Consider the following 20,099-nt stretch of genomic DNA (forward strand, 5'->3'; position numbering starts at 1 on the left):
CAACTACCCTACTCACAAGTAACGTCCAACAACTAACTGCCCACAACCAGCCCCATTTTCCTGCCAGCTCGCATGGGCATGAATAATTCCCCATGCCACTACCCCACTTCTTTTGCGGAAAACGAAGCAATATCGCTATATGTATTTCACTAAATCACCAAAAAACAATGATTATGAAACATTTAAGCTTATTACTGATTCTTTTGCTTTCATCATTTATCGGGTTTACCCAAGTAAAAGTACATACCCTTGACGGGATGTCCGTCTCCACTTCTAGCCCCGAGGCTTTTGAAGAAATAAAAAAAGGGCAAGCATCCCTAGATTTCGACAATCAATTACAAGCCCTGGAACACTTTAACAAAGCAATAGAGCAAGATAAGGATTGTGCAATGGCATATTACCTAAAGTCGATGGCATTGAGAAACGAAGGCAGGTCACCAGCAGAAATAAAGGAAAGTTTGGATAAAGCAGTGGCAGCAGCAAACACTGCCTCGGAAATGGAACAGCTCTTCATAAAGTCGCAAAAAGCGTGGCACGATGAAGGAGCTCCAGCAGCTTTGGCTATCAAAAAAGATATTATCGATAAATATCCAGCTTGTCGCCAAGCGTTGGTAGAAGTCGCTTACCTTGAACAGGGAATGGGAAACTTCAAAGAGGCAAGGGAAACAATGAAAACAGTTATTGAGAAATATCCTGATAGCCACCTATATCTGTCAATGGCAGATTTTTACCAATACGGGCTTCCAAAGGACGCAGAGAAAGCACAGAAATATACCGATATATTTATCACAAAATTCCCAGAAGATTATAGAGGCCACCTCACCAAAGGAAAGCATTTTAAAAGCAACGGAGAGCTAGAAAGAGCACTAGCAGCTTTCGATAAAGCCGACAATTTAAATCCTTTGGAAAAAAACATTCTCAACCAAATAGCTGAGGTAAACACCTTTTTGGGGAACTATGATGCCGCCAGAGATTCCTACAACCAGTTGATCGATATTTCGGACAATACGGATAAACTTCGTTTCAAAAGCCAACTCGTCAACATCAACTTTTACCAAGGAAATGCAGACAAAGGTTTGATGGAATTAGAAAATCTGGCAGCAAGTATCGGTCAATTTAATTTGCCTAAAGACCAAGCGAACCTAGAGCAAATTATTACTTACTACGATTATATCACCGCTGCACTAGAGCTGAAAAAGTTTGAGCAAGCAAGTGCTAAAATGATGCAGATGAACAAGCATATAGAAAAATATGCCAAGGACATTGGGGCAAAGGGTGACATGGCACTTTGGTTAAGCTCCTTCCCTCATTATTTTGAAGGCTTATTAGCAGCCAAAAAAGGAAACACCGAACTGGCATGGCAAAAAGCCGATAAAGTAAGGGCAATGATGAGCGCCTCTTCCAATCCTCATAAATTTGAAGATTGCGATTACTTATCTGGCATTTCCGCCCTTATGGAAAAGGACTACGACAAATGCCTCCAATTCCTCGAAAAGGTGAACCCTAACGATGTAACAAACAATTATTACAAAGCGATGGCTTACGAACAAAAAGGAGATACCGAACAAGCCGAAAAACTGTATAAAAAAGTAGTAAATTATAATTCGAACAACATCAATTATGCAATGGTGAGAAACAAAGCCCTCATGAAATTGGAAATGGGCGTGAGCAGCAAAGATTAGCCTAGTATTCAAAACCTATCGTTTTGAAATTAAGAACCCCGTGGCCGAACTGGCGCGGGGTTCTTCTTTTTATAGTTATTTTCCCTACTTTTATGCTAACCAATAGTCCCATTTTAATGTAAACCTTGTATTTGTTCAAAGAAACCAAGCTCCCTTTAGACTTTTTGCCGATATAGATTGTCTGATGTTTAGAGCCGGTAAACAAAAAAGTAACTTTCGCCCCAAAAAGCGGGTTAAAAAAGGGAAGTATCCAATTAATTGTTTGTTTCAATGAACTAATTCGTTTCAAAAGAACCTTTTTAAATATGAAATTTGCCTATATAACCTTAACCATATTTTTTCTTTCGAGCCTTTCGGTATTTAGCCAAGAGTTCTCCAAGGATATGTGGCACAGAGGGGAGATTGACCTAGAAAATGGAGAAACATTGAAGGGAAAAATCAAGTATAACCTGGATGAAAATAATATTGTTTTCCAAGCTGGAGCAGTCATTCGCTCGTTAAACCCAACCAAGGTGGAAGCTTGGCAGATCATAGATACCAACACCAAACAAGTCCGCTATTTCTACACCCTGCCTTATAGCCACGATCGCTCTTCGTACAAAAAACCAACCTTTTTTGAGTTGCTAACCGAAGGTGATAAACTTACGTTGCTCACCCGAGAAGATGTGGTAGAAAAAATAGAGAACCAGTATGACCCTTACTTTTTTGGAGGGAGAAACGTAAGGATGAGCGTTTTGGTAGAAAACTATTTCTTTATGAACAGCCGAGGGCAAATAATTAGCTGTCCTACCGATATTGATGATCTTATGAAATTCATGGGCGATAAGGAAAGCCAAATAAAAAAATTCATAAAAACCAATAAGCTAAAAATAGAAAGAAGGGAAAACATGATCCAGATAGTGGATTATTATAATTCCCTTCAGCAAAGCTAAAAGGCTTATCAGCTATTTTAGATGAGGTCTATAAAACAAAAGAGCCATGCTTTTTATAAGTATGGCTCTTTTACATTATCGAGAACATTTTCTAAAAAATGACAACTCTTAATCTACTATCAGTTTTCCTCAAAAAAGCCAGATTTTGAAAAATCCTGTTAATTTTGTGAATTGCTGAAAGCAAGCCAACCGGGAAGCTGGTATTTTTTAAGTGAAATAGTTGCGGATCAATTTGCAACATTGTTCTTTTTGCATATTAAACACCCTTTTTCCATAGGATTTAAAACACAATAATAAAACACACATACTAAATGAAGGTTCATTTTATAGCAATTGGAGGTAGCGTGATGCACGACTTGGCTATTGCTCTGAAAAGTAGAGGTTACGAGGTTACAGGCTCAGATGATGAAATTTTTGATCCTTCTTATACTAAATTAAAAAACCACGGGCTTTTGCCAGAAGTGATGGGATGGGATGCCTCTAAAATCACTGACGACCTAGATGCTGTGATTTTGGGTATGCACGCAAGGGAAGACAATCCAGAATACATTAAAGCACGAGAATTAGGCTTAAATATCTATTCTTTCCCTGCCTATGTTCACGAACAAGCTAAAAACAAGCAGCGCATAGTTGTGGGAGGAAGCCATGGGAAAACAACGGTAACGGCTATGATCGTTCATGTACTCAACTACTTCAAACGCAACCCCGACTACCTACTGGGCGCAGTTCCAAAAGGACTTACCGATACGATAAAACTAACCGAAAAAGCTCCAGTAATCATCTTGGAAGGGGATGAATATCCTTCGGCGGCGATTGACCTGAAGCCTAAATTCATCAATTACCAACAACATATTGGGGTTATTACAGGGATTTCTTGGGATCATGTAAATGTATATCCAAGCTACGATTCATACGTAGAGCAATTCCGAGCTTTTGCCGAAGCTTCATGCAAAGCGGGCACACTCATCTATTGCGAAGACGACCCTGAGGTGAAAAAATTGATCAAAAGTATCGAATTTCCAGAAGATGTTTCGGTAATGCCTTACACCAAGCATCCTTATAAAATAATAAACGGGCAAACCTATCTGATAGACAAAAAGAACAAGAAAGAAATTCCTGTAAAGGTCTTTGGCGAGCACAACATGATGAACCTAAGTGCGGCTAAAGAAGTAGTCTTGAAGATGAGAATTACCGAAGACGAATTCTACGAAGCTATCAGCAGTTTTGAGGGAACAAAAAACAGGTTAAACTTACTCGCAGAGGGTGGCAGCACTAAGGTTTTCAAAGACTTTGCCCATGCGCCGTCTAAGCTAAAAGCTACGGTAGAAGCGGTAAAGAGCCAATTTGGCAAGCAAAAACTGGTTGCTTGTATGGAGCTTCATACGTATTCGAGCCTCAACAAAAAGTTTTTGCCAAATTACAAAAACAGCATAAAGAGTGCCGATGTACCTGTGGTATATTTCAACCCAGCTACGGTATCCCACAAACGACTAGAGCCTATTACTCCAGGAATGGTTACCGAGGCCTTTGGACAGGAACTGAACGTATTCACCGACTCTGCCGAACTGGAAGCTTTCTTACGGAAACAGGACTGGAACAATACCAACTTGCTGATGATGTCTTCGGGCAACTTCAACAACATGGACGTAGAGAAACTAGCACAAGAAATTGTGAAATAGGGAAGAAACAGGCAACCTGCAACTGACAGTTGGGGCATAATACGGTTCAAAAAATGTCTTTTTTAAAACATTTATAGATATTTTACCCACACCAATGAACGTGCAAAACTCTTTTTCACTTTTGCCCTTCAATACCTTCCATGCAGAGGTAAAGGCAAAGTATTTTTTTGAGGCAAAGTCGACTGCCGACTTGCTTGAGTTATTGACACCAACTTTTTGCAAAACCGAGAGGTTTTTGATTTTGGGCGGAGGGAGCAATATCCTATTCACCCAAGATGTTGACGGCTGGGTCATTCGGATGGCTACTAGCGGAAAAGAATTGGTGAAAGAGGACGAGGAGTTTGCCTATGTAAAAGCCCAAGCGGGAGAAGAATGGCACTCTTTTGTGCTCTATTCTATTGCCCAAGGCTGGCAAGGGCTCGAAAACCTATCCCTCATCCCTGGCACGGTGGGCGCCTCCCCTATCCAAAACATTGGGGCTTATGGCGTAGAACTAAAAGATGTGTTCGAAGAGCTGGAAGCACTCAATACCCAAACAGGAAAAGTGGAAACCTTTGGCAAAGAAGACTGCCAATTTGCCTACCGAAACAGTTTTTTCAAACGCCAACCACGAGGTAATTATATCATCCTCAACGTTACGTTTAAGCTTTGCAAGAAGCCACAGTTCAACACGAGCTATGGGGCTATTGCCCAAGAGTTGGGAAAAATGGGTGTGGAAACTCTTTCCCCCAAAGCTATAAGCGATGCGGTGATAAGCATACGGGAAAGCAAACTGCCCGACCCAGCCGAAATTGGCAACTGCGGAAGCTTTTTTAAAAACCCAGAAATACCTTCTGCCCAATACGATGCGGTCAAGAAGGCACACCCAACTGCTCCGGGATACAAGCTTGACGGAGGGCTAGTAAAAGTCCCTGCCGGCTGGCTGATAGAACAATGCGGCTGGAAAGGCAAAAAGGTGGGAAATGTGGGCGCTTTCGAAAAACAAGCCCTCGTAATAGTGAACCATGGCAACGCCACAGGACAGGAAGCTAAAGATTTGGCACTTGCCATACAAGCTTCGGTTCTCGAGCGCTTTGGAGTAGAGATAATTCCTGAGGTGAATATTATATAGGTTTGCTGCTCTAACTTCTTTCAAAATGAAAAAACTTAGCATCCTACTAATCACAGTTACTATTATTATGCTTTCAGCATGCAGCAATTGTAGAAATTTTGATTGCCCTGTAAACTCTTCGTTAGAGTTCGAAATAGTAGATAGAAATGGGAACAATATTCTTAGATTACCTACCCAAAAATATTCCTCAGATTCTCTCTTCATTATCAGTATCACTGAAACTGAAATAGGCTTTCCTGAGCTAGTGGTATACAAAAAGTCATCCATAGAAATCTTTCTTGCTTTCGATCAAAAAGAATTCATTATAAACTACGGGATTTCAGAAGCTGATACAATTATTATTTCCAATATTGAAATCAGAAAAGATGAATGCTGTGGTGCCTTTATGACAAAATTTAACTCAAGCATAAATGGGAAAGAACTTTGCACTGATTGTTTCGATCTAATCAGTATTGAGAAATAAATAGTGAGGATTTTCCAAAAACTAAAAAAAATATTGATTGTCCAAAACAAAAAAGGACTATGAACCAATGGTCCAAAGTCCTCGAATTATACACCTATACCCTAAAAGGGTTCAGTTTGTAAATATTATTTCTGTTTCACAAGGGGTTAACGCCTTCTTCGCTGCCCAGAGAATTCCATTGCCTCTCCTTTTCCAAATCCATAGCTGATACCGAAAGTGATAAACCTTCCTCGCTGCTGATAGCTATATAGGTAGAAGCTAGCTTGATCAGTTACACTTTCTCTAATCCTAGTAGCAAACACATCCCTCACACTTAGGTTCAAGATGGTTCTTCCCTTCATCAGCTTTTTTCTGACCCCAAAGTCCATAAAATAGGTCTCCGAAACCAAAGACTGGACCGTTTGGAGCTGAGACCGGTAGTTTCCATGCAGCTCCATTTCAAAATCCGCAGGTAACTTGAGTTTAGCCGAGACCCTTGAGGTAAACTGGTTGTTATCAAAGTCGAAAGACACCTCTTCATACAAGCCCTTTCTAATAAAATAATTTATATTTAAATCTCCATTGAAGCTCAGCCAGTCGGTAGCATCATACTTAGCATTAAACTCAATTCCCGTAGTCCTGTTAGACCCTACGTTTACTGGTTTAGAAACACTAATGTTGTTTTCCGAAGTAGTCACTCGCTCTATCACATCGGTTGTATAGCGGTGGTACGCCCCAACATTGAAAGACACTTTTGCCAAATCATAAATACCCGTAACCTCAAATGCATCCGTGTACTCGGGCATTAGTTCAGGATTACCCGTACGGATATTAAAATTGTTTCTTATGTTGAAGAAAGGGTTTAAGTCCCACATTCTTGGTCGGTAAATTCGCTGAGAATAACCTGCCTGCAACGAGAACATATTCGTGAACTTATAGGAAGTGTGAATACTTGGAAAAAAGTTGGTATAGTACTTTGAGTTCTCCGTGTTTGTATTGGCCAAGAAAGTATTCACATCGGTATATTCCATGCGAATACCAGCTTTCACCCCCCATCTTTCTCCCTCGTAAGACCCCGTAGAGTACACGCCTAGTACAGTCTGCTGGAATTCGAAAATATTCGTCAACTCTGCACTTTCTACCCACTCGTCTCCTATTAGAGTACTAACAGCATAATCATTCGATACATTCATGGGAACTAACTGAGACCCAGCCTCCAACTTAACTTGTTCAGAAAATGGGTGGGTATAGTCGAGCTTGAATGTATACGTTTCATCGCTAAAGTCCGTGCGAGTACGCTGTTCTTCTGAAATCAAAGAACCATAAGTAGTTGTATTTTTAAATTCGGAAGACTGATCCTTTCCAAAGAAGTGCCCTTGCGCGGTAAAGACCAAATCGTGGTCTTTATGATCTTTGAAATCTTTTTTGTAGTTCATTTCAAACTGCCACTTTGGATTATCGGCAGTGGTAACTTCATTCCTATCCCAAGCATCCTCAAGCTCGCTATTGGCATCATACCTCATAAATGTTGCATCAGAAAGGTCTTCCTCGTCTTCAAAAGCATAGTTCCCGGTAAGGGTAATCACATTGTTATCGTTTATGTGGTAATCAGCTCCTAATATCAAATTATAGAATATTTCATTTTTCTTGCCACTCCCCACGCTTGTAATCGTTTCGTTTGTGATAAGATCCTCATTCAGTGTGTTATATTCTTGAGGATAGGTCCTCAGTCCAGCCCCAAGTTGGGTAAACAGGTTAAACTTCTCTGTCCTGCGGTTCATGCTGAGGCCAACACTATGGCTATTGGGGGTCCCCGTATTTAAACTTATCGAACCGTTCAAGCCTTTCTTCTCCTCCTTTTTTATTACGATATTGATAATACCAGAAGTACCTTCAGCATCGTATTTGGCAGAAGGATTGGTAATCACCTCTATTTTCTCGATCATATCGGAAGTAAGTGTACCCAGCGTACCTTGATCTTGCGCCAGCACTGAAGGCTTTCCGTTAATTAAAATCTGAACTCCTGAGCTTCCCCGCAAGCTAATCGCTCCTTCTATATCTACCGTTACCGAGGGTACATTATTTAAAATCTCTAGGGCGCTCATCCCTGTGCTACTCAAGTCTTGCCCTACATTAAAAACCCGTTTGTCCAACTTGAATTCGGTGGAAGACTTTTCTGCCCGTACCATTACCTCGTCCAAGGCCTGAACATCTTCGGCAATTGTGATAGTGCCTAAATCAAGCTTCCCTTCTACCACTTCAATTTCATTTATCCGCTTGGAAGTGTAGCCTATAAAACTGACTTCTACAAAAAAATTATCGGTATTTGCTTTGATGAGGAAGGAACCATCTTCTTTGGTTGTCGTTCCAGTAATAGGCTTTTGGGTTTGAGGATCGCCTATCATTACGGTGGCAAATTCTACAGCCTCGTTAGAGGTGCTTATTACCTTACCAGTAATTTCTACTTTAGAGCTTTGTGCTTGTAAGCCATTTGCACCTAATAATAAAAGAAGGGCACATGAGTAGAATTGTATGTATCTGTGTATCATTGTTTATGTAGTTAATTTAGGAATTTGGAGTTTCTCAATGCAAAGGAACAAGTTCATACACTAATAAAGAAAAGCAGTCGTCAAACAACAGAACTAAAGTGATGAACGACAAAAGTTGAAAAATACCAGAATAATTGCCGTTTACGGTAGCTTTTTGGTCGATGAGCTTTTTATTTTGGCGAGTACGTTTTTTGTGTATTAATTTGGAACATGCACTTACCGACTTCAAAATCATCTTTTTCAACTAAGGAGCTTTTATTTCAATTGCTGTTGCAACTTGTCGTGTTCCTGTTCTTCTCCTTCGACAAGCATTCCCCTACTATAGAAGAACACAAATTTGCGTACTTCTTCAATTTTGCCATTTGGGCTTTGGTCATCAATGAACTGATTCTTCCCCGCTTTTTCTATAAGAAGAAGTATTTTATGTTTTTTGTTTGGATCACATTGATAATCTCCATCATTATCCTAACAGAAGAGCTGGTACTAGAGAGAATATACTTCCCCGAAACTCGGGCAAAACGGTTTCCCGGAGTGTTTTTAAGCCTTATTGAAGTACTACCCATGATGATCATCCTCACAGGCTTCAAGTTTGCTTGGGATGCGCTCAAAAAACAAAATGAAGTTGATAAGCTCAAAAAGCACATAGCCGAAAGCGAGCTGCAGTTTTTACAATCGCAGATCAACCCCCATTTCTTGTTCAATAACCTCAACAATATTTATTCTTATGCAATAGAAAATTCGCCCAAAACACCCACAATAATCTTAGAGCTTTCGGCCGTGCTTAGGTATATGCTATACGAATGCAAAGCCAAATTTGTGCCCTTGGACAATGAAGTGGAAAACTTAGAAAACTTCACTCAGCTTAACCAGTTACAAGTAGAAGACAGGGGGGAAATCAATTTCCACAAAGAAAACATCAGCCAGAGCTACCAAATAGCGCCACTGATTTTGATTGTGTTTGTGGAAAATGCATTTAAGCACAGCACGGCCAGCCAGTCGGATAAAATCCTGATAGATATAGCTATCGTTTTGAAAGAAGATGGCGAGTTGCATTTCCGATGTACAAACTCCCATTTGCCCAACACCAACACCGAAAGCCTATCTAAAGGAATTGGGTTGGAAAATGTAAAAAAGCGCTTAAACTTGCTCTACCCCAATACGCATACCTTGCTCATTAACGATACAAGTGAAAGCTACGAAGTAACTCTGGACATCCAATTATCAAAAACCACGGTATGAAACAATGTATTATAGTGGAGGATCAGCCACCAGCCCAGCGAATCTTAAAAAAATTCATTAGTGATATTGGCTCACTTGAGCTTGTAGGCACGTTTCCCGATGCTCTTCAGGCTCTCGAATTCTTAAAAACAGAATCGGTAGAGCTAGTCTTTTTGGATATTCACTTACCCAAACTGTCGGGGATAGATTTTATAAAATCGCTTACCAACCCTCCTCATATCATTCTCACCACTGCTTTTTCGGACTATGCCCTGAAAGGCTACGACCTCAATGTGGTGGATTATCTGCTGAAGCCTTTCTCCTTCAACCGCTTTGTGCAAGCCGTTTCTAAAGTACCAGAAAAATGGACTAATGCCGCAGATACAAACCAAAAGGAAAGAGAGCCAGAAACGATTTTCATCAAATCTGGCTACGAGCATATCAAACTCCATATAACCGAAATTCTCTACATAAAATCTGATGGGGATTATACCGAAATCTACCTGCCCGAGAGAAAGCTCCTTTCTTCTTTGCCCATAAAGCATTGGGCGGAGAAACTTGCCGATCAGCAATTTGTGCAAATACACAAATCGTACATCGTGAATATGCTGAAAGCTACCAAAGTGGCAGGCAACCAAGTGTTCATTGGGAAAGATATCGCTTTGCCAATAGGCAGGGCTTATAAAAACGCCTTTGCCCAACGCTACCTGAAATAACCCTCTTTTGACAACCTTGCCCAAACTTTGCTTTTGTATTGAGGTACAGAATCTTACACCCTAAAATCCAATCTTTTCTACTCATATTCCAACTCCTAATTTTTTTCACATTTTATCGGTAAAAACGTTTTTTATCGAATATTTTTCTTTTATATTAAGAATCGAAATCACACTATAGCCAACGACTTACATGGTCTCCTAAACCATACTATACTCCAACTCCCCAACCAGCGGACACTTCATAAGTAATTACCACCAACTACATTTTTCAAAAAAAAAATCAAAAATATGAGAACCCTCATCATTGGGTTTGTCTGCTTTTTGGCGTGGACAAGCCTGTCCTCCTATTTGTATATGTGCAAGGTAAAAAACAATTGCCTTGAAAATGTGCTGGAGGCAAATACAATACTTCCTATTGAGAAAAAAATTGCTCCTGAGTCTATTGAACCGATAAAAGAAACCGAAGAAGAGATCACCTTAGAGACCAATACGCTTGCCCCAATGCGGCTTGAGCCCATGAACGTCTACTACAACCTAGCCGGCTCTTCGCTAGAGCTAGATTACAACGAAATGGAGTATTTCGACCATTTGGTAAAATATATGAAGGAAAACCCTGGCCAAAAAGTTTCCCTAGTGGGATACACCTGCGACCTTGGCGATACTGATAACAACATTGCCCTTGCCAAAAAAAGAGCAGAATTCCTTCGAGACCTTTTAATAAACAAAGGGATAGATTCTACCAGCCTCATAGTGATATCGGGAGGGGAAAGCAATCCACTAAGCCCCAACACCGACGAAGCCTCGCGCACGCTGAACAGAAGGGTGGAAATCAGGCTTCAACAACCTTAAGTAAGATATATAAATTTCAATAATCCTCTAAAACTATAGCCATGAACGAATTATTATTTATAATCGCAGTTTTGTCGGTTGCTTTTATCATAGGGTACATCACCGCATGGGCTTATTTCCGCAATCTTTGGTCGAAACCTCTCCGCGCTTTGCAAGCTGAGGACTCGGAATTGACCAACCAAATGAAAACGCTCAGGCATGACCACAACGAGCAAATATTGAATTACCAAAAGCTCCAAGCGCATTCCTCCAACCTTAAAACGCAATTGGAACTCTCCAAAAACGAAGCCGACAACTTGCAGGTAAGCACCAAATTGATGCAAGAAGAACTGGAACAACTGAGGGCGAAAGAAGACCTTGTAACGGCACTGAACTACGAAGAGCTTAGCCGAGAAGCAACTTGGCTTAGAAGCAAAAATGAAGAACTTTTCAATGAAAAAGATCAGCTAATGCAACGGGTAGATGACCTAGAAGCGTTGCTCTCTGACTACGATTATGCGGTGAATATGCACCAAAATGCGATGGAAGCAAACCCTACCCGATTGCTTTTTAGCGACTCTAGCGAAGAAGAAAGGGATGACCTGAAAAAAATAAACGGTATTGGTCCGTTCATAGAGCAAAAACTCAACAATATTGGCATATGGACTTATAGGCAAATAAGTGAATTTGATGATGAAACCGTTCAGCGCGTCACTCTTGCTATCGCCTATTTCCCTGGAAGAATTGAGCGGGACGACTGGGTAGGCCAGGCCAAAAGGCTGATCCAAGGTTTGCACATCAGCGAGCTCATGTTCACCGATGCCCGACCAAATGAAAAAGACGATTTAAAAACGATTTCTGGCATTGGTCCTTTCATTGAAAAAAAGCTCAACGAGATAGGAATCAGAACCTATCGTCAGATCTGCTCTTTTGATGAGGAAATCATAGAAAAAGTTGCCCATTCCATTTCATCCTTCCCTGGAAGAATTCAACGCGACGACTGGGTAGGCCAAGCTCGCACCTTATACTTTACCCAGCTGGAAAGCAAAGTTGAAACCGAAGCAGAAGTTACGCTAGAAGAAACCGAACGGTAAAACCTGTTGCACATTAACTACATCGCCTCGCCTTTGGTTGCCAAGCAGCCCAACATGCGGGGCGATTTCATTTACAAATAAGTAGTTGCAATAGTGGGTATTACTCCTAACTGGTTTAAATTTGCAGCTTGATAAATGGCAACAGCCAAAAATAGCAGCTAAAAGGAAGTACATTATGGCAACACATGCATCTTTTGATGAAAAAAACATTTCTCTTTTGAATGAAAAATGCGAAGGGATAAATAAAGAATATTTACTGCAAGATCTGGATGAAGAAACGGCAAGCTTCAAGTTTGTAGCGAACATAGATGGCAAACCAGCTGCTATAGACGCGTTTCTATACACACTAGAGCTAGAGTTTTACGAAGGGATTTACGAGGCAGCGAAAGATGCAGTGGTGGACACCGAGCCGAAATTTGCCAACGCCAACTTTGAAGAAGAAGACGGTCCGCACATAGAATTGCTGGAAGAAATAATAAAAGAGCTCACCAAAGACGATGATTTTTCGGTGCAAGAATTCATAGTTACGGGGCAAGAAGAAGGTGATGATTTCACTCTAATGGAAATTTGCCTCAACGTAGAAGAAGTCAACGAAGAACTGATAAAAGAGTTCGTTGTCAAATTCAAGGCGGGCAACTTTGAGCTGGACAAAACATTCTACAGTTTTTCCAAATAGCCTTGTCAGCAAACAGGTTTCAATTTTCTTAAATTAATAATGAAACATTGCCCTTGCAAAAGGGCTTTTTTTATAAACTTTGCACTCGAAAAACAAACCTGATGTTAGCTGAGAGTCTTTCGATTTAAGGCTTGTAAATCAGCTAAGTGAATTTATTTTCTTTTACTTATGAACAACAAATCACTCCTTATTCTAGTCGGTATTTTTTGCCTACCTTTCTGGCTATTTGCCCAACAAGACAAAGCTATCACCTATGGAATAAATGCGCGACAAGGCTACCTCATCAAACACAGAAAAGAAATTGACCCCTCTTTGGAAAATAGGTTTCCGAGAGGAATTGAGTTTTTTTATCATGTAAAAACCAACGGGGATAAGCCTTGGCAGCATGAATGGAATTTTCCAGGAATAGGATTTTCGGCAGGTTGGTTCAACCTAGATAATCCCGAAGTGCTGGGTGATATGTATTATGCCACTATCTATTTCCAAAAGTTCTTGATCAAAAAGCCGAGCAAGCACCAACTTAGCTTCAAAATTGCGCCAGGCATTTCCTACAGCACCAAGATCTACGATGAGGAAACTAACCCCACCAATATTCTAGTCAGCACCAAGTTCAATACCGTGATGGAAGGCAACTTCCTTTATCATTACCAGTTTTCACCAAAATGGAGGATCAACACTGGGCTTACTTTTACCCACTACTCAAATGGGGCAGTCAAAAAACCAAACAAGGGTGTAAACATCCCTTCGTTCACTTTGGGAATAGCCCATACCCCGAACCCCGAACGGTTTAAGATCAACGAAAACGTGAAGTTTTCTTACGAAAAAGGTGTTTCTTATGACTTAAGTTACGGGTTCGGCTGGAAAGCTGCCGACATAGGCTATGACCCCGATTTTGCTTGGACTATCTCTTTTAACGGAATCAAGCGAACCGGACCAAAAACTGGCTGGATGCTAGGCACCGACCTTGTGTACAACAGCTCCATCCCCAAGGTCATCAAAAAAGACGATGCTGAGTTATTTAGGACGGGGATCACCTTTGGCCATCATCTGTTCGTCAGCAAAATAAACTTGGTCACCCAGATTGGTTACTACATTTACCGCCCAGAAAAAGACCTAGACGAACCTATTTACCTACGCTGGGGCCTAAAGTACTACCCTAGCAAGAGGGTTTTCGCCTCCATGATGTTAAAAACACACTATGGAAAAGCCGACCTAATAGAATGGGGCTTGGGGTATACGTTTGGGAAAAAATAAAAAGAAGCTTTTGGAATTGAAAATTCATAGCTTAGCGAGCTAAACTCACAAAATCATATCTAATCAGCCTTAAAATTGAACCATGAAAGAAAAACCACTTATACTCATATCGAACGATGATGGTATCACAGCTCCTGGCATTCGCCATTTAGTGGAAGCCATGAAAGAAATAGGGAAAGTGATAGTGGTTGCGCCAAACAGCCCACAGTCGGGTATGGGGCACGCCATCACCATCAACGACCCGTTAAAAATCTATAAGAGCGAAATTTTTGAAGACGTAGAGGCTTACGAATGCTCGGGCACGCCAGCAGACTGCATCAAGATTGCCAAAAATTATATTCTGAAAGGGAAAAACCCTGACCTTGTTGTCAGCGGGATCAACCATGGAAGCAACACTTCGGTAAGCGTGCTTTATTCAGGCACCATGTCGGCGGCGGTAGAAGCTGCACTGGAAGGAATGAACGCCATTGGCTTTTCCCTCTGCGAATATGGCCACGACATCGACTTCAGCCATGCTATACCCTATGTAAAAAAGATAGCATTAGAAGCGCTTAAATCTGGCAATATGAAAGGCGTTGCCCTCAACGTGAACTTCCCTCCTAAAAAAGAAAAACCATTAAAAGGAATAAAGATCTGCCGCCAAGCCATTGCCCACTGGCAAGAAAAATTTGACGAAAGAGTTGACCCTTACGGTAGAAAATACCTCTGGCTCACGGGCGATTTCATTAACAAAGACAAGGGCGAAGACACAGACGAATGGGCAATCGCCAACAATTATGTATCGGTTGTACCCGTAAGTACCGACATGACCGCCCACCATGCTTTGCCAATTTTGAATGATGAATGGGATATTTGATCGTCGAATTGCAACTTCCTTCAAACCCCTCAGAAATTTTTCTTTCTGATTATCAATAAGATTGTGAAGTAAAGTGGAAAAATAGGAATATTTCTTTGAGGTATTTTTGACAAAATAAAAACTTTACCTATGTTTGCACACCAATTTGAAGCCCAGGTGGCGGAATTGGTAGACGCGTTGGTCTCAAACACCAATGATAGCAATATCGTGCCGGTTCGACCCCGGCCCTGGGTACACAAAAGCCTCCGAATCATAACGACTCGGAGGCTTTTACTTTTTAACGGTAACTACCACTCTCCCCTTTGCATCCTTTTTTACAGCTAAAACCTGTACTGCCTTAGGCTATTTTAGCAGTTTCAATTTTGAGACAATCCTGAATACTATCAGTAATAGATGAAAGCAACTAAATCAAAAAAAACCGTAAGATAAAAGAAATAAAGAACGGGGAACACCCCATCATGATTCGTTACACACTTGACCGAAAGTCCAAGTACGTGGCAACGGAGTTCTACAGTCCACCCCACTTTTGGGATGACATAAAGAAACAGCTTTTAATAGCGCTATCAAAGAAGGGCTAGTCGAGCAAAAACACTATCCTTTTAATGGTTACAATGTGGGCAAGCCCAAGCAAGAAACAAGAAAGCGTGCACTGAAAAAAGAAGAGGTGTTGAAAATAGCCGAACTTGAAGTAAAACATGAATGCAAGGCATGGCACATGCGAAACATGTTCTTATTCTCCTATTATTGTAAAGGCATCAATTTCAGTCACATAGCATTTCTGAAGAGGAAAGAAATTATAGTGGAAGACAAAATAGTATATACCCGTAAACAAACGGGCACGCTCTTCCATTTCAGGATACCTAAAAATACGTTGGATATCTTACACTATTACAAAGAAGTAAAAATAAGCCCTTATGTATTTCCTATCCTGAGCGACTACTTCCACCAAGGCTGAATAAAGTCATTAGACAGTTCAACGACACTATGCCGAGCCTAGCTAAGTAAATTGGGATAGAACACAGGGTAACTCCTACTCAGCCCGCTACACCTACGCTACCGTATGAAACGTAGCAACAAGGTAACCACTGCCCGAATTAGCGAGGCAATGGGGCACAACAACGAAAACGTGACCCAAGCCTACCTCGACAGCTTCGATACTGAGGAGCTAGATGATGCCCATAAGGATATTTTGTAATATAAAACAGAAACCCATGCGAATAGAAAATGTACTTGCCACTGTTTTTAATCTCACATCCCCATGCTTTACCTTTGGGTTTCACAAAGCTATATCAGCTGAGCACGCATAAGGTACTGCGATATCCCCTCCTGCAGTCCCCTCTTCAAAATATCCATATTACACAAACCTGTTTCATCTAGGAATCTTACAGCATTTTTTGTAAAAAAACACTTAACAAAAAACAAACAAGACAAAAGTGATATTTTTTTATTCGCCTCAATCACTTGAATAAATACAACTAAGTATTGAAATACATCTAAATATCAATAACCATCCACTTGTTAATAATACAAAACAAGCAATATTAATTATTGTATGTATGTTTTAATAATGAACTTTTTTAGTTTCTTTTTGCAATATCAACATTCTCAAAAACAGCAAGAAATGAAATTTTTCTTCTCCAGCAAAATGTGCCCAAGATCAAATTTAACCATATCTAATCGAAGCTATCTTACAAAATGGCAATATATTAAAATAATACAATTTTCACCATTACAATAAGAATAAAAATGGCATCTAAACCAATAACAAACACCTTCCTTTTAACATCCATACTCACCTTTTTTATTGGCTTTACTGCCAATGCCCAAAACTCCCAATGGGATGACACCTCAGGCAAACAATACTTCATGGGAAATGTAGGAATCGGGACAAATGTCCCTAATTATTTATTTGATATAAAAGGTATATCAAATAATGATAATCTATTCAGAATCAAAGCCTACCATTCTGAAAGTGATTATATCTCTATAGCAAATTTAACAGGGAATGACGGTCAGTTTATACCAATGATCAAAGGATATCATGCTACTGACCCTCGAACAGCACTGGCATTTGTTGGAGAGATTAATAGTAACAACGACATTGCCAATGACAACCCTGTAATGCTTTTTGATTCAAGGGTTACTTGGGGAAATATTTCACATAGACCACTTTTTGGTTGGGCTAATTATGGTGATCGAAAAATGACCATGACTGCTGATGGTAGCCTTGGGATTGGCACAACAACAACAGGAAGCCACAAACTAGCTGTAGAAGGATCGACTGGAGTAAGAAAAGTAAAAGTTGAAGCTACTGGCTGGTCAGACTTTGTATTCGAAGAGGACTATGCCCTCCCCACCCTCTCCGAGATAGAAAGCTACATACAGGCGAACAACCACCTACAAGGCACCCCCTCTGCCAAAGAGTATTGACCTAGGTGCGATGGACGCCAAACTGCTCCAAAAGATAGAAGAACTGATGCTTTATACTATTGAGCAGGAGAAGAAGATTGAAAGACAAGCCTTAGAAAGGCTCTGAGCAAAAAAGTAAAATCGATAATCAAGAACAGGAAATTTTAGAATTGAAAAAGCAGCAAGAAAAAATCGAAGCTTTGGAAAAACTAGTCAATCAACTTCTTGAGAAACAATAAACACCATACCAAATAACAAGCCTTCAACATGAAAAAAAAATTACTATTATTTTGCACTATCATATTGACAATTAACCTTGTAAAAGCACAAAATACCTTCCCAACAACGGGGCAAGCTATTATAAGAGAACCAGGAACACGAGCCCTGCTCATCGAAAGAGATGATGATGATTCTTGGTTTACATTCCATGACCCAAATAACTCTTGGTACTCTTTGGGCATAGACCAGTCAAACTCAGGTGCTTTTTCTCTCAATTCTGGAGGTTCACTGAATAGTTCTCAATTTGTAATGTTATCAAATGGGAACATTGGATTAGGAATTGCAAATCCTACACATTTATTTACCCTTAAAGCTTCAAGACCAATACTTGCTTTCCATGATTTGACTGGAAAAGCTGCCGCTATTGAGTTTAATGAAGTCCATAATCAGATACGGTTTCAAAAATTAAAAAACAACGGCACTTCATGGGACAAAGACCTTATGGTAATTGACGCAGATGATGGTAAAGTTGGAATTGGCACGACTTCACCGTCTACGAAATTAGATATCATTGGAAACCTTGCAAGTAGTACACTTAATAAAGAGACTCACAATCCAACTCTAAGAATTAGGAATTCTTATTACAGTCCAAGCGATGAAAATGGTAGTGTCTCAATGCAGTTTGCATTTGGTGGCAGCCAACTAGGACCAATAATAGAAGCATACAAAACCACAACAAATCAAACAGGACTGAAACTTTATACAGAATACGGTTATAACACACCTCAACTTGCAATGACAATGAGACCTACTTCCGAAGGAACAATTATCGGGATAGGAACAGAAAACATTTCTTCTGCTGAGTATTTCTTGTACGTAGCAAAAGGTATTCGAGCTGAAAAAGTAAAGGTAGATTTAAAAGTTAATTGGTCAGACTTCGTATTCGATGAAAACTACGCCCTCCCCACCCTCTCAGAAGTAGAAAGCTACATACAAGAAAATAATCATTTACAGGATATCCCCTCTGCCAAGGAAGTAGAAGAAAACGGCATTGACCTAGGCAAGATGGACGCCAAGCTCCTCCAAAAGATAGAGGAACTGATGCTTTATACCATTGAGCAGGAGAAAGCTATAAAGCTTCAACAAAGTAAAATTCAAAAACAAGATCGAGAAATCTCTGAATTGAAAAACTTAGTCAACCAACTTATAAACAAACAATAATCCTCTTTTCAAAATGAAAAATTTAATACTAAGCGTTTCTGTTTTTGCCTTGCTAACAATTGCACGCACAATTCATGCACAATCGACCCTTGAACATGTCGGACCTGTTATTTTCAGGAGCAATTCTTCAACAACAACTTGGACAGGGACTTCTTCTTTAACCTTAGCTGCGTCAAAAGCCCAAAATACTGGTTTGCATTTGAGCTATAGTGCTGATGGAAGTTCCAGAATGGGGAGAATTTTATTGAATAATAATTGGGATGGTACATATGGAGACTTTGCCATTACATTACGAAATCAGTATGGTACTTATGATGTATTTAAAGTATTCCATGAAGGAAAAGTCAATATCAGAGGTAATCTCCATTTCTGGGATGGGCTACTTCAATTAAATAGAACCTATGAAGGTTCCTCAAACGTCTTAACTTTCAGGACAAAAGATAATAACGAATTTGGAGATTTTAGATTTGAAGCTGAAAATACTGGCACCGGTTCAGTCCGTCAACTTCTTTTTATAAATGGTCTCAATGGAAATTTAGGCATAGGCACAGAAACTCCAGAATATAAACTTGACGTACGTGGTGACCTATATATCAATTCTGGAAATGGTAATAATCATATTTATTGGGCAAGTCATCAAATGACCATGGGAACGCGACCTAATGATTATGCCCATAATTATTTTAAATTGAAACCCGGGGGGTCTTCACAAGGTTTATTGGCCTCAGTTTTCCAGATGTATGAAGCAAAATCCGAAACGAGTCATGAGTTAAAGCTAGAACTCAGATCAACAGGGACTTCATTTTTTAATGGTGGCAACGTAGGCATAGGAACTACCAACCCTGAGGCAATGCTGACCGTAGCAGGCGAAGCTCATGCCCGCAAAGTAAAGGTAACCGTAAATGCCGGCGCCGACTTCGTCTTCGCAGAAGACTACGACCTTCCTAACCTCAACAAAGTAGCCGAGTTCGTGAAAAACAACAAGCACCTCCCCGAGATTCCTTCCGAAAAAGAGATGCGGGATAATGGGCTGGACTTGGGGGAGATGGACATCAAGCTCTTGCAGAAAGTGGAGGAGCTCACGCTCTATCTAATCCAACAACAAAAAGACATGGAAGCCCTCAAAAAGGAAAACCAGTCACTCAAACAACGATTGGAAAAGCTAGAAAACAAATAAGGTCCAACAAGCGGGAAAGCCGCCCCACAAGAACCA

At 40.3% G+C, this 20,099-nt stretch carries 18 protein-coding genes and 1 tRNA gene; 18 read left to right on the forward strand and 1 reads right to left on the reverse strand.

Annotation, left to right across the window (positions count from 1 at the left end; genetic code table 11):
- The first annotated feature begins 173 nt into the window (after nt 1-173).
- The 5 genes from R9C00_16305 to R9C00_16325 all read left to right on the forward strand — a co-directional run bounded on the left by R9C00_16305 (nt 174) and on the right by R9C00_16325 (nt 5,867).
- Complete coding sequence (locus R9C00_16305; protein WPO33266.1) at nt 174-1,682, forward strand: tetratricopeptide repeat protein; 1,509 nt, start codon at nt 174-176, stop codon at nt 1,680-1,682.
- A gap of 305 nt (nt 1,683-1,987) precedes the next feature.
- The gene (locus R9C00_16310; GenBank protein ID WPO33267.1) at nt 1,988-2,614 is read left to right on the forward strand and encodes a hypothetical protein; all 627 of its coding nucleotides are present in this window, start codon (nt 1,988-1,990) and stop codon (nt 2,612-2,614) included.
- A gap of 311 nt (nt 2,615-2,925) precedes the next feature.
- Entirely contained in the window at nt 2,926-4,293 is a 1,368-nt protein-coding gene (locus tag R9C00_16315; GenBank protein WPO33268.1) for a Mur ligase family protein, read from the forward strand.
- A gap of 94 nt (nt 4,294-4,387) precedes the next feature.
- Nucleotides 4,388-5,404 carry a UDP-N-acetylmuramate dehydrogenase gene (murB, locus tag R9C00_16320; protein ID WPO33269.1) on the forward strand — a complete coding sequence of 339 codons (1,017 nt, stop codon included), beginning with the start codon at nt 4,388-4,390 and terminating at the stop codon, nt 5,402-5,404.
- A gap of 25 nt (nt 5,405-5,429) precedes the next feature.
- A complete protein-coding gene (locus R9C00_16325; protein ID WPO33270.1) occupies nt 5,430-5,867 on the forward strand; it encodes a hypothetical protein in 438 nt (145 codons plus the stop codon).
- A gap of 146 nt (nt 5,868-6,013) precedes the next feature.
- Here R9C00_16325 and R9C00_16330 read toward each other — a convergent pair whose 3' ends face one another.
- The gene (locus tag R9C00_16330; GenBank protein WPO33271.1) at nt 6,014-8,395 is read right to left on the reverse strand and encodes a TonB-dependent receptor; all 2,382 of its coding nucleotides are present in this window, start codon (nt 8,393-8,395) and stop codon (nt 6,014-6,016) included.
- A 210-nt stretch (nt 8,396-8,605) separates the two neighbouring features.
- On the opposite strand from R9C00_16330, the gene R9C00_16335 reads away from it, so the two are divergent.
- From R9C00_16335 to R9C00_16395, 13 genes are all read left to right on the forward strand, one after another.
- Nucleotides 8,606-9,634, forward strand: a complete 1,029-nt coding sequence (locus R9C00_16335; protein ID WPO33272.1) for a histidine kinase — start codon at nt 8,606-8,608, stop codon at nt 9,632-9,634.
- Nucleotides 9,631-10,329 (forward strand): response regulator transcription factor, encoded by a 699-nt coding sequence (locus tag R9C00_16340; GenBank protein WPO33273.1) that lies wholly within the window; start codon nt 9,631-9,633, stop codon nt 10,327-10,329. Before R9C00_16335 ends, R9C00_16340 begins: the two co-directional genes overlap by 4 nt.
- Before the next feature lie 288 nt (nt 10,330-10,617).
- The gene (locus R9C00_16345; protein WPO33274.1) at nt 10,618-11,178 is read left to right on the forward strand and encodes an OmpA family protein; all 561 of its coding nucleotides are present in this window, start codon (nt 10,618-10,620) and stop codon (nt 11,176-11,178) included.
- A gap of 41 nt (nt 11,179-11,219) precedes the next feature.
- Complete coding sequence (locus tag R9C00_16350) at nt 11,220-12,251, forward strand: helix-hairpin-helix domain-containing protein (protein ID WPO33275.1); 1,032 nt, start codon at nt 11,220-11,222, stop codon at nt 12,249-12,251.
- 175 nt (nt 12,252-12,426) lie between these two features.
- On the forward strand, nt 12,427-12,927 hold the full coding sequence (locus R9C00_16355) for a hypothetical protein (GenBank protein ID WPO33276.1): 501 nt from the start codon (nt 12,427-12,429) through the stop codon (nt 12,925-12,927).
- 168 nt (nt 12,928-13,095) lie between these two features.
- Nucleotides 13,096-14,181 (forward strand): acyloxyacyl hydrolase, encoded by a 1,086-nt coding sequence (locus R9C00_16360; protein WPO33277.1) that lies wholly within the window; start codon nt 13,096-13,098, stop codon nt 14,179-14,181.
- An 82-nt stretch (nt 14,182-14,263) separates the two neighbouring features.
- Nucleotides 14,264-15,037 (forward strand): 5'/3'-nucleotidase SurE, encoded by a 774-nt coding sequence (gene surE / locus R9C00_16365; protein WPO33278.1) that lies wholly within the window; start codon nt 14,264-14,266, stop codon nt 15,035-15,037.
- Nucleotides 15,038-15,187: 150 nt separating this feature from the next.
- Nucleotides 15,188-15,271, forward strand: a tRNA-Leu gene (locus R9C00_16370).
- 379 nt (nt 15,272-15,650) lie between these two features.
- A complete protein-coding gene (locus R9C00_16375; GenBank protein ID WPO33279.1) occupies nt 15,651-15,992 on the forward strand; it encodes a hypothetical protein in 342 nt (113 codons plus the stop codon).
- Between the two features lie 105 nt (nt 15,993-16,097).
- Entirely contained in the window at nt 16,098-16,232 is a 135-nt protein-coding gene (locus R9C00_16380; protein WPO33280.1) for a hypothetical protein, read from the forward strand.
- A gap of 551 nt (nt 16,233-16,783) precedes the next feature.
- A complete protein-coding gene (locus R9C00_16385; GenBank protein ID WPO33281.1) occupies nt 16,784-17,467 on the forward strand; it encodes a hypothetical protein in 684 nt (227 codons plus the stop codon).
- A gap of 246 nt (nt 17,468-17,713) precedes the next feature.
- Entirely contained in the window at nt 17,714-18,886 is a 1,173-nt protein-coding gene (locus tag R9C00_16390; protein ID WPO33282.1) for a hypothetical protein, read from the forward strand.
- Nucleotides 18,887-18,899: 13 nt separating this feature from the next.
- On the forward strand, nt 18,900-20,063 hold the full coding sequence (locus R9C00_16395) for a hypothetical protein (GenBank protein WPO33283.1): 1,164 nt from the start codon (nt 18,900-18,902) through the stop codon (nt 20,061-20,063).
- Nucleotides 20,064-20,099: the final 36 nt, after the last annotated feature.

Source organism: Flammeovirgaceae bacterium SG7u.111, from assembly GCA_034044135.1.
Taxonomy (GTDB): Bacteria; Bacteroidota; Bacteroidia; order Cytophagales; family Flammeovirgaceae.